The following is a 13,404-nucleotide window of genomic DNA, read 5'->3' as shown; positions in this document are numbered from 1 at the left end:
ACGCGCCTATCTTCGTTTCGTCTCCGATCTCGCAACCGTATAGATTTATAAATTTCGATAGCTTTACGTCTCTCCCGAGCTTTACGCTCGGTGCAATGCAAAGATAATCACTCACAGGTAGACCAGCTTTCCACGGTTTTTCACCGATTTCTCTGCCGCTTCTAAAACTTGCACCACTCGTAGTCCGGAGTGGCCATCACTCACGGGAGTTTCGTTCTTCTCAATGCAGTCAACGAAATGCTCCAACTCCGACTTCAGTGCCTCCGCTTGTGCAATTCGTGGAGCCCACATATCACCCGATCGATAGCTCACAAGTAAGTTGTAAACTCCTTCGCGGCTCTTAATATCTACGCCTTTATCGTAGATTTTGATCTTCTCGTCGGCTTCAAGGTCGTTCCACACTAGCATCTTCTTCTCGCCGCCGATTAGCGTAGTTCGAACCTTCACGGGTGAAAGCCAGTTCACGGTCACGTGCCCAATCACATTCTTGGGAAAGTAAATGGTGATGTAGGCGACGTCCTCGTAGCCGTTCAAGTGCGACTGTCCTGTGGCGACAACCGCTTCAGCATCATCGGGAATCAGAAAGTTCATGATTGACAGATCATGCGGAGCTAGATCCCAGATCACATTTACATCGTGCTGGAACAGACCTAAATTTACGCGGGTAGAATCGTAATAGTAGAGATCACCGATAGTCCCATCATCGATCAACTGACGGATCTTACGCACCGCGCCCGTAAACAAGAAGGTATGATCCACCATCAATTTCAAACCCTTCTTGTCTGCAAGTTCTATTAACTCTTGGGCCTGCGCAACATTCGACGTGAATGGTTTCTCGACGAAAACGTGCTTGCCGTTTTCGAGTGCACGCCTTGCCAGTTCATAGTGGGTCCAGACCGGAGTGACAATCGCTACCGCATCTATATCTTTCGATTTCAAAACGTCGCACGCGTCATTGGTGGTTGTTATTGAAGGATAAGCTTGGTTGGCTCTCTTCAACATGTCTATGCTGCTATCACAAATAACTGAAACGAGTGATCGATCTGGATGATGAAAATTGCGAACTATATTCGGGCCCCAATATCCGTACCCAATTACACCTATTTTGAGCATGTCATTTCTTCCTTCTATACGTGCAGCGTCGCTTGACTAAAATGGAGGGTGGCACTGAGAAAATCGATACCTCAGTCAGAAGTTTCTTCGGTCTTACTGGTGGGTGAGCCTGATTGTAAGAGGTCATTAGCCGCCTGCTCTTGTTGACGGTCAACGAGAGGTCTCGCAAGGCACAGCAGAAGAGTTTCTTCAGTTGTCATTTTCGTATTAGACCCACGTAATGACTGCAAAGAATTCGCGTCCTCGATAGAAGTTGGTAAAAAAGGGGAGACGGAGCTATAAGGCGAGCGACTGGCGGGGCAATCGTAACCCGTTCCAGATCGATGTCCTTGCCACCAAAAAGGTCCGTGATCTCCTTCCGCGATACTCCCCGAACATCGCGATTCGCGGGGTTATTTACGTGGAAGTCGTACCAAATGATATATCCCCCTGGACGCAAAATTCGGAGCATTTCCTTCGCGATCGCACCCTTCAGACTGCTACTGAGGATGGACGTAAAAACCGTAAATTGTGCGACGAAATCAAAACTGTTACTGTCGAAGTTAAGTTCGGATGCGCTTCTGCATTCAAAGTGCATTGCTGCAGGCGACAAGGCGCGAGCCTCATCAATGAGGTCGCCCTGAAGATCTACGCCGTAAAGATTTTTCGGCTGAGCTCCTAAACGCAGGAAATTTCGCAGCCAGTACCCTGAGCCGCACCCGATCTCCAATAACTTAGCATCTACGAGATCACGATACCCACGCTCGTAAAGCATCCGAACAAGCCAATATTCCACCTGCTGTAGAGACAACAAGTGCGACTGCTCAAAAAGAGAATAGCGACTAGGTTCGAGTCGCGATCTTCGCAGGTCATAGACTCTACGAATTCGGGTTTCCTCATCGAGAAAATTGCTCACGCGGTGTTCACCTGCTAAAGGCAGTTCATTAAGCACGCTTGCACACTTATATCCAATTCCAAAGTGACGGGCATTTTTCATTTTCTAAATCTGAACAGATGAACGGCTAGTCGGTTGCTGACGCGCCAGCGTACCTGTCGTGCGCCTTCCGAAGCGGAACTGCCGCAGATCCTACGTCGTTCGTGAGGTCTCCGAACGTGTACTCGGGAACGATGACTTTGACCATCGCCCTAATTTCATACTCCGTTCCTTTTACTTTTACGGCTCTGAGAGCATCCAGCGTTGCCCTCATATCTTTCCATGGCAACGTGGCTGTCTGTGCTCGCTTTATCTTGCTGCATTCGGTGTTTAGTACAGTCTCGTAATCGTAAAAGAGTTCCTCGTATAGCTTCTCGCCGGGTCGAAGTCCGGTATAAACAATCTCGACGTCATCTTCAGACTTACCGGACAAACGTATGAGAGTTCGGGCAAGATCGGTGATCCGAATCGGCTCTCCCATATCGAGGACAAGAATGTCCCGGTGTACGCCTATAGCCGATGCTTGCAGTACCAGCGAAACAGCTTCACTGATGGTCATAAAATATCGAGTGATGTCCGGATGAGTGACCGTAATGCGTCTCTGCTCAGCCAGTTGTTTCTGAAAGACCGGGATCACGCTTCCTTGAGATCCCAGTACATTGCCAAAACGGACCGACACGCATCTCATTCCGGAGGTCGGCTTTGAACAAAGCAACAATTCACCAATACGCTTCGTCGCACCCATCAAGCTTGAGGGATTCACAGCTTTATCGCTGGAGATCATCACGAACGAGCGGCACTGCGCGCGGTCTGCAACCTGGATAAACCTATCCAATCCAATCACGTTATTTTGGATCGCTTCGTTAGGATTATCCTCCATCAAAGGCACATGTTTATAAGCTGCCGCATGGAAGATGATCTGAACTGCCTGACGAGAGAGCAGGTTCTCCATGTACTCTGCGTTGGTGTAGTCTGCCACCCAAAAGCTAGCGATGGCAGAATTAAGTTCAAACTGAAGATAGAACAGCCCGGTCTCATTCTGATCGAGGCAAAGTAATCTAGCAGGGTTGTAACGCAAAATCTGGCGGCAGAGTTCGGAACCGATGGAGCCAGCTGCTCCAGTCACCATCACCGTCTGTCCTTCAAGAACAGATCGAACCGATTCCATGTCGATCTTCACTGGGTCGCGTCCAAGCAAATCGTTAACGTCGACGGGACGAATGTCCTGAATCCTCGCCCTTCCGGCGATAAGGTCTTGCAGAGAAGGGACGGTGGCGAACTTCAGACGTGCCTTTTGACAGGCTTCAACGAAGCGGCGCATCTGAGCGCCGGAGGCCGAAGGAACGGCAATCAACACTTCATCAATCCTGTGCGCGGCAGCAAGCTCTGGAAGGTTATCAACGGTCCCAAGCACCGGTTTCCCGATGATCTTGGTTCCACGCTTCTTAGGGTCATCATCCAAACATCCGACAATCCAATATCCGCTGGCAGTCCCCGTCAGTTCACGAACAATCATCTGGGCGGCAAATCCTGCTCCGATGATGACTACTTGCTTTCGCGGGCTTGTTGCGGGCATCCGCAGTGAGGCTTCCGCAAGAATACGGAATCCGAGCCGTACCGAGGCCAACAGGAATGCAAAGAAAACACCTTCGATGACGTACACCGAAATCGGAAACGCCTGCACACCGAGACCGAAGCGAATGATTACGAGGAACGCAAGACTCCCAACAGCTGAAGCTTTAACGATGTCGCTGGCATCATCGACACCAGTGAAGCGCCAATATCCGTGGAGTAGATTGAAGCGCCACATTGCAATAAGCCGAAACAAAACAAGAATCGGCGCTGCACTGATGAGCACGGCAGGCTCTCGTAAGTTGAACTCAAATCGCACCAGCCAAGCCGCAAGCAACGATACGGTGATTAAACAAACATGAAGGATAAGAATCAGTGCTTTATGTTGTCTTAGTACAAAATCCGCAATTCGTGTTAGCCTTCGCGTCATCGCAGTGCGCCACCTATCGGCCGAGTGAATGGTTGTAACGACATAGCTTAGCGTGAAAAGTCTAAACCCTAACTGAAATGTTGAGTTTGTTCCGGATATGGAACAGCCGGTATTTCAGGCTCGGTGCCCCTGATAAGCGCGCGATCTAAACGCTTCCTTCGGCGGACTTACGACCAGGAGGAACGATTGAAAGCGTTTGTAGAATCAGTTTCAAATCCGTCCTCAAAGAAGCATTCGAAACGTACAACAATCCCAGGTCAACCTTATGAGGCATGACGACTTCCTCGTAGAAGCGTTGCGGGTCCTCGGAAGATGCGAGCAGTTCTTCTTCATTCCTGTACAGGATCGATGCGTAGTCTGTTATGCCCGGTCGGACGCTTAGAACCGATTTTTGTCGGTCATTGTACTTAGCCACGTACGACGGTATCTCTGGTCGTGGCCCGACGAGGCTCATATCACCCTTGAGCACATTCCATAGTTGCAGGATCTCGTCGAGTTTAGTCCGACGAAGATGCCTTCCAATCGCTGTGACTCTGGGGTCCCCGGAAACAGTTATCCCCACTCCATTCCGGTCCGTGTACATCGATCGAAACTTGTACAGCTTAAATGTTTGTCTATTAAGCCCGACACGTGTTTGGGAAAACACCACTGGCCCAGGCGAACTCATTTTTACCAGTAGGGCGCATGAGGCTATAACCGGTGAAAGAACAAGCAAACCAGCCGCTGACAGTAGGACATCGAAGACTCTCTTTCCGAATCGCAAGTACAACGATCTACCGCCATGAACGTTTTGGCTATCGCTAATAGCCGAGTTCACCGCCGGTACTCTTTCACGGTGGCCAGCACCGTATCAATGACGTAATCCACTTCCTCGTCCTTCATATCCGGGAAGATCGGTAAAGAAAAGTAGCGCTCGTATTCCCTTTCTGCATTTGGAAGGTCACCCGGTTTGTATCCATATGTCTTACTGTAGTAAGGGTGTAAGTGCAGTGGAATGAAATGCACGCTGATCCCGATGCCTGCTTTCCTCAACTTTTCAACGAACCCGTTACGTGTTACGGAAAGACGATCCAGGTTGAGACGTAACACATAAAGGTGCCACGCAGTTTCGCGTCCGGGGAGAACCGCCGGCGACTCCAGTGCTTCATCGGCAGAGAATGCTTCGGAGTAGCGATTAGCGATCCGCATCCTCTTCTGGTACATGTCATCGCAGCGCCGCAACTGGACGAGTCCGAGTGCCGCGGCCAGATCGGTCAGGTTGTACTTAAATCCTGCGTCGAGCACTTCGTAGTACCACGAGCCTTCCGCACTGTACCTCTTCCACGCGTCGCGGCCGATGCCATGCAATCTCATGATCCGCATCCGCTGCGCCAGAGCATCGTTGTCCGTGCTGATCATGCCGCCTTCGCCCGTGGTAAGGGTCTTTGTGGCGTAGAAGCTAAAGGCTGTCAGCTCACTGATAGCTCCCACCTTCTTGCCCAGGTACGTCGCCGGCAACGCGTGCGCCGCGTCTTCGATCACCCGCAGCCCTCGACGTTGCGCCAGCTCCGCTATTTCCTGCATATCGCAAGGCTGTCCGGCTATGTGAACCGGAACTATGGCCTTGGTCTTCGACGTGATCTTGCGCTCGGCGTCGTTAACATCCATGTTCATCGACACGGGGTCGATGTCTACCAATACAGGCTGCGCATTCATGTATGCCACGGTCTCGCCCGTCGCGGTGAAAGTGTTTGTGGGAACCAGCACCTCATCGCCCGCCTGGATTCTCACCGCCTCGAGCGCCAGATGCAGAGCGGCGGTACATGAATTGACCGCGATGCAGTGCTTCACGCCAATGTACTCGGCAAAGTGCTGCTCAAAAGCTATCGTCTTCGGACCCATCGTCAGCCATCCAGAACGGACGACTTCTGCGACAGCCTGCGCCTCTTCTTCACCGACGCTCGCGCGATGAAAAGGAATCGAAGCACTATTCACCTGTATTTTCATGTTTACCTAATAACAACGACAGAATCAGTCTCCAAGGGCTCGATTCGCCTAGACCGGAACCGGCACTGCAGCCAAACAGGTAGAACCAACATCACAATTATGAGCAGCGATAAGAGTCGCAAGAAATTCCTGAACTATTCATTGGCCGAGAGAGTGCCAGAGTTCGATTCCTTCATTCGATTTCTTCAATGGATACGCTCTAAGTCTTCTTCGGCTATCTCGACCGTGAAAGATTGCCGAATCAATTCCACTGAAATGACAACCCGAAAGCCATTCTTTCGCCGGACAAGCACCCCCGTCATTCCTGCGAAGGGACCGTGCAGAATTCGTACTTTGCAGCCTCTAACCAGGTATTCACAGGGTGCTGCTCGGTGCGCCATTAACCCCAATTTAAGCGAGGCGATTTGAGCTTCAGGTACTGCTTCGGGACGCATCGGCGTACCGACGATCCTAACTACTCGCGGAACCTGCAGGATACGCAACCGCTCCGTCAACGCGATATGTACGAAAAGGTACCCAGGAAACAGCGGCAGGTCCAAAACTACTCGCCGATCTGTCCGTCGACGAACAGTTCTATACAGTGGAAGGTAGTGTTCCAAACCTTGCTGTGCAAGCCTTTGAGCGACGATCTTCTCTTGGTTCACCCGAGTATAGACAGCATACCAATTCGGCTGCGCCAGCGCCGCGGGTACCGGTGACATCGAAACGTCCACTAAGCTTGTACACATAGCTTCGCCCCATCGGTTCCATATGGAACTTTGGGATAACACCTTTAACTTCAAATACTTAGACAGTGAAAAACTGGGTTCGGCCTATGCTTTAGGGCCGATCAGGCCAAAAGGCAGTTGAAGCTGCCCGCTATCAAGTTGCTCAAGTAACCTATCCACCGCGAATCGAACAACCGTAGATTTGGAAACTTGCCGCTCGCGTGAAATGTTCGCCAGGGCAGCTGACTGCTCACGAGTGAAGTACATCGTGAACGGAACACCTGTTCTGACAGTCTCCTGTGTCGCTTTGGTTTTTCCCAACGGCATAGTGAATAGAGTTGTTTACGTGTATTTACAGGTACTCTGCATCGATGTCAATTTGAAATACTGTGAAAAACGTCCCCTGCGGTTCTAAACTAGGAAGAAATTACAGCGCTAATCAGGATAGTTAAAAAGCGTGGCCCTCTGCGTGAGCTTCGTCACGGAAACACGTGATTGACTGGCCCGATCACTGCCTAGCCTACCCAGTAGGGTAGGTGATTTCTAATCGCAGCTCTGTCGGGTAATCGGCTTAAGATATCCGTTAATGGATACTGAGACATTGAACTCCACGTGCCGAGGCGATCCCTTCACCCGTCCGTGAAACCAGAAATTTGGCGATCCCAGCTACTCTCAAATGCAGACGTTGTTGATCATCGGCGAGTTCGCGACGCACCCAATGAGCTCTTACACCGGCGGGATTGAGAACGAAAACGCCAAAATCCCACATTCGAAGGGTTCGCAGCCAAACGGCAGCCAGTAATCATCGCTGGATCATGTAAGTGATTGAAAAGATTGGAGGCGCGGGCCGGAATCGAACCGGCGAATAAAGGTTTTGCAGACCCTTAAAACAGACCGCTAAATAGCTGCGTTTGCAACGGGAACATATCAGACGTGCCCATCCGGTCCACTATTTGTCCGCCTTCGCAATGTGTGACCGTACGCCCACGGCGGCGTGGAGGTCGCTGCGAATGCAGCGGTTGCATCAAGTCGCGATCGACAGATTATGAGTGCTTCGTGGATAGCAAAGAGAATCAACAACTTAGCACGGCAAAATCCGGCGAAGTTCAGCAGAACACGCAAACAGGACGCAAACGCTAGGTTCGGCTTACTGCAGATGCGGGGCGACTCGTTGCTGTGTTGGTCGTTGCCATACCATCAGCTGGCCAGTACAGCCGCTCCCCGAGCATCTTGACCCCCGCTGGTCGTCGATTACCGAAAGAATCAAGACCAACTAGCAGCAGCATTTGTTCCTGTCGGCACCGCAGAGCCTGCATTTACCCCTGAATACGCCTTCGGTATCGGCATCGCCGATATTCTTCCACAAATCGCTGATTGCTTCGTTGTGTGTCCCGCCGAGGCCGTAGTATCTCTTTCCGGCGACGATCTTCTCTATCGTGTACTGGTTCCCGTTTCGAGTGACTTTGATGGTTGCCATGGAGTCTCCGAATCGGAATGGCAAACGGCATTCTCTATAAAGTTCCATCGCTTGAGCGCAGGGCGGGAGGACCGAACTTCTTGCCGGTCAAAGTATCTGTCATCCATAAGACCAGCCTTCGGACCAGCGAGACGCCCTCCGTCATAGCCTCAACTCACTACGAACATTCCCTTCCTACCTGACCCATCTTTCTTGTCCAGCGTAGTGGTGCCCTGTGGAAAGTATGTGCTAACGGCGTCGTTCACGTGCATGTGCAGTAGTTTGGCGATCTCCTTCGGCCCGAACTTGAGTTTGTCGCAATGAACGTGCACAAGTTTATAAATCAGCGTCGGCTCTTCCACCGGAAGTTCCACCGGCTCATGCTTCCGGTATCCCTTGGAACCCATCTGCATCCACAGATATGAACGAGTTCGCTCTGTGATCGTTCCCAGATCACCTGCGCGTTTCAGAAGAGCGTTCATCGAAACGCGCCAGTAAGCTTTCAAACTCGCCAACTTCGGCAGGTTGATATATCCGAGATGAGGCTTTACTTCCTTCTCTGGAAGCAGAAACTCAGCAGCGAATTGGTCTGCCTCTTTTTCCATGGATTCGGTCGGAAAACGGTGCATCACGATATGACCGATCTCGTGTACCAGCGTGAACCTCAGCCGGTCGGTGGGGATCATCTGGTTCACCAAAAATAACGGCGGCATACCTGGAAGCCATTGGCTGATCGCATCCACCTTGTCTGTGCCGAAGTCGCACCGCATGACAACGCCACCAGCATCCTCGATTGTTCGTACAACGTTCTGCACCGGGCCCGGCGGCAGCTTCCATATGTCACGAAGAGCGCGTGCAACCTTTGAGGCGTCACCGCCGAAATCTTCAACGTCGAGATGTTCAAAACGAAAGGTTGATTTCATTTCCGCCGCCATCAACAGTTGTCGGAGATGAATGCGGCGGATATTTACAAGGGCAAGCAGGTACTTCAGGCGAGACTCAGTGGCGCTCTGACGTTTCCGGTGGTACACGCAGCCGGAGCCAAACGCCCGCATCGATTCAGATTGATAAAAGAATTCGACCGGAACGCGCAGCTTCGTCGCTAGCGAGGTTGCTTGTTCAGGTGTGGGAATCTTGAAACCCGTCTCGTACTTGGAAATCTCAGCCTGGGAAATAGCCATCTCCGTCGCGAGTTCCATTTGCGTCATGCACTGGAACTCGCGAGCAAGAATCAACATTTCGCGATTGAACTCCACTTGAAGCTATTCCTTTCCGTGTTCTTTCGCTTTGGTCTCCACATAGGCATCCTGAGCAACTTCCTTGCGGATGTCCACAGAGGTTTCTGGAGTGGTCGTTGCTGGCGGCGCTGACATCGGCACCACGTTGATGGCTTCGCTTCCGGAGCCGATAGTAAGTGTCCAGAGCACCCGATTTTGAAGCTGACAGACTACCATCTTGCGAGCGATGTCGATTTGGAGGTCATCGAGTGTGTATCCAGCGCTGACCAAGGTTCCCGAAGGAAATAGCTCGGCCTGAGCTTGGAAGAGGGCCTGCTGCTTCGTTGCAATGTTGCTGCAACGGCCTTGCTTGTCCATTTTCTTAAAGCGAAGAATGATCTCTTCGCCAATGTAAAGTAGAAAGGCGTTCTTCTTGACCCGGAATACAACGTCGGGGTCACCGGCAAACTCTGAGATGGCGGCGAACTTTATTTCGTCAAATACGATTGCCGCTCTGGCTCTGTTTCCAAGAACATGGAAGCGATGCGAATAGTGGGCTTTCCATGCATCCCATCCGGCCTGAATACAGAAGTTCAATTTATCAAGATACGGTTCAAGTAATTCCTCAGCACGTTCTACAGTGAGGAGGTGGTCTGCTTCCGGCAAGGGAGGTTTCGTCATAGGTAAGTAGAAGATAGACCGATTTGTAAAATCGTGCAAGAAATATTCCATTTTCTATTCCCGCCCCTATCCCCGACCGCCCCCGACAGATTCGCGGATGCCAAGAAGTTCGGGAGAACGGCGCACTGGAATGCACCGCTTTATTTGCCTCCAACTGCGGTGATTACGTCCGGCGAAGGCTATGGCGTCTGCTTGCTCCCATGATGGTTCCCGCAGGTAAGGCGATGCTGGCATTCAACTTCTCTTCGGTAACAGAGTCGAAGTGTGACTCATCTCACAGGTGCGTTATCGACCATGTGGTAAGAAGGATGTAGTGATTGACGGACTCGAAGTTCAAGTACCCTACCGGTTCCACATTCGCACCGGAATTCTGCGGCACAGCCGCCGAAGCAGGCCCCCTGCATCTTCGCCGTTCGACGTCATTCTCCATGACGAGGTCGAGGTGAACGTTGATCACAACGGACACGCTCTCAACACGCCACGCCGAATCCAGAATGCTCTCATACATACCGGACATGGAAACAGGCGCCTACCCTCACCCAGGGGGCACAAGCTCGAGTTCAAGCGGGTGCGCCATCTGACGGCGACGGATATCGAAGCGGTCGTCAGCAAGTACTTCGATATCCCTTCTGAAGTCGTATCGACAGTCAAAGTGATACGTGTGGATTTCGCCGTTGATGTCGGTATTCCCGTGAGCTGGTTTCGGACACACGCAGAGGTCATGTACAAGCAGAACTCGGAAATGTTTCCCGGCTGGAACGAGCAGCGAAAGCGTGGCGTTCTAACCCTCCAGTTCGGTAGCCATGGCGATCTGTACCGCATCTACGACAAAACTGCTCAGCGAATTGACCGTAAGGAGCCTCTGGTGTACGCCAACATGGGCACGAAACCCCGTCCGCCCATCGTTACACGCATCGAGCGACAGTGCATCGGACGCACCGTGCCGAAGGAGGTGCAGACGTTGGGAGGCCTGCTATCCCGTGCAGTGGAATTGAATCCATTTGTAAGGCTGGTACTGCATTCCGAACATGCAGAGCCGATGAACGAGGACTGGGACGCCCAGAAGTGGATCTGCTGCTTGGGGCTTCGCGCAGCAGTTGAATTACTCGGTGGAGTACCCGCTGTCCGGAAAAAGCTGAACGACTTAGGCAACGGGAAAGCGGCAAGGTACTTTAGGAATTACTCAGACTTCCTGAAGAAAGAACCCGGCGTAACGTCATCGCAGGTCGGGCTTTTGTACAAGCGATCGACTCTTCGACAGCTATTCCCCTTTGTTGCATACGACCTCGGTCCATCCGCTCGCGTCTGGACTTTGTAACACCATGCAAGTCGCGCCATTTTGGCGAGAAAGTCGTCACATTGCGTGGGATCACAGGTAATCGAGGAATATAGAGCATGAAGCAGGATGCGGGAGTATCGAGTGCCAACACGTTCGCAGTTAGCGACGAAGAACGCTGGTGGACTTTTCGGTACGAATACATTGAGACGGGCTGGTTTGATTACGACCGTTACAAAACAATCCAGGCAATGCAGAAACTGTGCTATCGGGTTCCCGATGATGTTCTAGATGATTTGCCAAACCTGACGGTGTTCGCACCATCCACGGCAATTCTCGGGCATGTCATGCCTTCAGGAGCTGGCAACTGTGTTTTCCTTTATCTAGCCCCTAGTCTGGAGAGAAAATCTCAGGCCGAGGTGGATTTCACTGTAGCTCACGAGTTTGCGCATGTCGTTCTCGGCCACTACAAGCCTGGTGCGACTACGCTTCCGGCTGAATGTATGGTGAGCTATCACGGGGATGCGCCGTCGGAACGCGCGGCTGACTCCTTAGCTGAATCATGGGGATTCCCTCGTCCTCGTCTCAAAGCAAAGGACCGTGCAATCAAGAGTGGTATTCAGTCTGATCGAGTCAATGAATGATGGAGTCCCCCACCAATGTCGCGGCTGAACTGATCAAGGCGTGGGCGAAGCACGCGCCCGTGAGATCTCGATGTGGCTTGGATTGGGGTTGCGTGCGCGAATTTCTGCAGGCAGCGATTAGGGAATCTGAGTCGCGGCGGGCGGAACTCGTTGGGTTGTTAGATCGGTCAGACGCCGTGTTTGCTCCCCTGCAAGACCCCTTGCGAGCCGATGCCGGACTTAATAGGTGGCTCCGCCAAGAAAGGGAGGAGGCATACTCAGATTGGCTGGCGTGGATCCTGCAGCAACTAGAACCCGCCGATATCATCTATGTTCTCCGCCTTGAGGACTCATACCTTGCGGATGTCTGCCGAGGAATCAACCCGACGGTAGAACGTGAGCGCATGATCCCGGACGGCAGACTTGACCTTGCTCTTTGGTTCGGGGATCTTGGGCTGATCGTTGTAGAAGTAAAGGTGACCTCGGCCGAGGAGGCCGAGATCGACAAGCAAGCTGGATACTCGGACTGGATACGACAACAGAATGTCGCATGTACTCCGGAGAGCGTGCTTCTTATTGTCGATTCTTCAGCCGAGGTGTACGAAGGGTTCAAACCCCTGCGGTGGAGCGAAATTTGTCTTCGACTACGCCAAACGGCAGTCCGTCGGATGCCATCGCTCGGCCTAGTGAAGGCCGCCATGTGCATTGCGTTCGTGGGTGCCGTGGAAACGAATCTGCTGTCGATGTCATTGCCTACTGGCTTGACGGGAGGCCAGGCGCTTACTTATGGGCGGACGGCAGACCACCTCAGACAATTCTTGGAGACATGACAAATGCCTGAAGAACAGAGATCAGACCAGACCTTGCTGCTGGAGGGCGCAAGGTCTTACCCTCAGGTGCTCGGCGCGCTGCGGGAATTTGGAAGGCAAGTGGACGCCGTCTGTCGCAGCGCCGTTGGCGACGTAAAGTTCTTGTCGCACGCGATGGGGGTCACCCTTCCTGAACAAGACATCAAGCTCTACCTCAGGCCGGTGAATCTCGCTGCTGAACGGATGGACGGGAGATGGGCTAACGTCGGTATCACGCTGCACACTGAGGATGCTTGGTGGGCATTAGTGTACTTGGAGTGGAAGGAAGACAAGCTCTGGGCTGTCGCCTCGATGTGGTTCAAAGATTCGACGAAGGTTTCTGCTGCCCGCAGCGCCTTAGAGCGCGAGCACCCTAAATATCAGATAGGTATGGAATCCGGCGAGGTCTATCTTGCTCGGGAAATGGTTCCCGAGGAAATGAATAACCTGAAATCGATTCTTGAGGATATCCTGCAAGAATGGGCGCGTCTTTGGGAGCAGGTCGGGGGCCTCAGCAAGGTTCTAGCGAAGGCGGCACATCCCTGAGCCCGCTGGTTGCGTATGATTTATGACGACGGCAGC

At 52.2% G+C, this 13,404-nt stretch carries 13 protein-coding genes; 4 read left to right on the top strand and 9 right to left on the bottom strand.

From position 1 onward, the window contains the following. Positions 1–111: 111 nt before the first annotated feature. From VN577_05070 to VN577_05030, 9 genes are all read right to left on the bottom strand, one after another. Positions 112–1,113 carry a Gfo/Idh/MocA family oxidoreductase gene (locus VN577_05070; protein ID HWR14174.1) on the bottom strand — a complete coding sequence of 334 codons (1,002 nt, stop codon included), beginning with the start codon at positions 1,111–1,113 and terminating at the stop codon, positions 112–114. Positions 1,114–1,309: 196 nt separating this feature from the next. Then, positions 1,310–2,089, bottom strand: a complete 780-nt coding sequence (locus tag VN577_05065) for a class I SAM-dependent methyltransferase (protein HWR14173.1) — start codon at positions 2,087–2,089, stop codon at positions 1,310–1,312. Between the two features lie 25 nt (positions 2,090–2,114). Further along, positions 2,115–3,884: a nucleoside-diphosphate sugar epimerase/dehydratase gene (locus VN577_05060; GenBank protein HWR14172.1), complete on the bottom strand. Its 1,770-nt coding sequence runs from the start codon at positions 3,882–3,884 to the stop codon at positions 2,115–2,117. A 289-nt stretch (positions 3,885–4,173) separates the two neighbouring features. Continuing rightward, a complete protein-coding gene (locus VN577_05055; protein ID HWR14171.1) occupies positions 4,174–4,845 on the bottom strand; it encodes a sugar transferase in 672 nt (223 codons plus the stop codon). Then, the gene (locus VN577_05050) at positions 4,842–6,014 is read right to left on the bottom strand and encodes a DegT/DnrJ/EryC1/StrS family aminotransferase (protein HWR14170.1); all 1,173 of its coding nucleotides are present in this window, start codon (positions 6,012–6,014) and stop codon (positions 4,842–4,844) included. The genes VN577_05055 and VN577_05050 overlap by 4 nt, the downstream gene beginning before the upstream one ends. Before the next feature lie 1,980 nt (positions 6,015–7,994). Further along, complete coding sequence (locus tag VN577_05045; protein HWR14169.1) at positions 7,995–8,198, bottom strand: hypothetical protein; 204 nt, start codon at positions 8,196–8,198, stop codon at positions 7,995–7,997. 149 nt (positions 8,199–8,347) lie between these two features. Beyond that, positions 8,348–9,415 carry an XRE family transcriptional regulator gene (locus tag VN577_05040; GenBank protein HWR14168.1) on the bottom strand — a complete coding sequence of 356 codons (1,068 nt, stop codon included), beginning with the start codon at positions 9,413–9,415 and terminating at the stop codon, positions 8,348–8,350. Positions 9,416–9,439: 24 nt separating this feature from the next. Continuing rightward, complete coding sequence (locus VN577_05035; GenBank protein ID HWR14167.1) at positions 9,440–10,126, bottom strand: hypothetical protein; 687 nt, start codon at positions 10,124–10,126, stop codon at positions 9,440–9,442. A 223-nt stretch (positions 10,127–10,349) separates the two neighbouring features. Further along, positions 10,350–10,592 carry a hypothetical protein gene (locus VN577_05030; GenBank protein HWR14166.1) on the bottom strand — a complete coding sequence of 81 codons (243 nt, stop codon included), beginning with the start codon at positions 10,590–10,592 and terminating at the stop codon, positions 10,350–10,352. A gap of 51 nt (positions 10,593–10,643) precedes the next feature. On the opposite strand from VN577_05030, the gene VN577_05025 reads away from it, so the two are divergent. The 4 genes from VN577_05025 to VN577_05010 all read left to right on the top strand — a co-directional run bounded on the left by VN577_05025 (position 10,644) and on the right by VN577_05010 (position 13,368). After that, entirely contained in the window at positions 10,644–11,393 is a 750-nt protein-coding gene (locus VN577_05025) for a hypothetical protein (GenBank protein ID HWR14165.1), read from the top strand. A gap of 77 nt (positions 11,394–11,470) precedes the next feature. Next, positions 11,471–11,995, top strand: a complete 525-nt coding sequence (locus tag VN577_05020; protein HWR14164.1) for a hypothetical protein — start codon at positions 11,471–11,473, stop codon at positions 11,993–11,995. Beyond that, entirely contained in the window at positions 11,992–12,804 is an 813-nt protein-coding gene (locus VN577_05015; protein HWR14163.1) for a hypothetical protein, read from the top strand. Before VN577_05020 ends, VN577_05015 begins: the two co-directional genes overlap by 4 nt. Positions 12,805–12,807: 3 nt before the next feature. After that, complete coding sequence (locus VN577_05010) at positions 12,808–13,368, top strand: hypothetical protein (GenBank protein HWR14162.1); 561 nt, start codon at positions 12,808–12,810, stop codon at positions 13,366–13,368. Positions 13,369–13,404: the final 36 nt, after the last annotated feature.

Source organism: Terriglobales bacterium (assembly GCA_035561515.1).
GTDB lineage: Bacteria > Acidobacteriota > Terriglobia > Terriglobales > Acidobacteriaceae > DATMXP01.
This window is presented reverse-complemented; position numbering and strand designations above follow the sequence as displayed.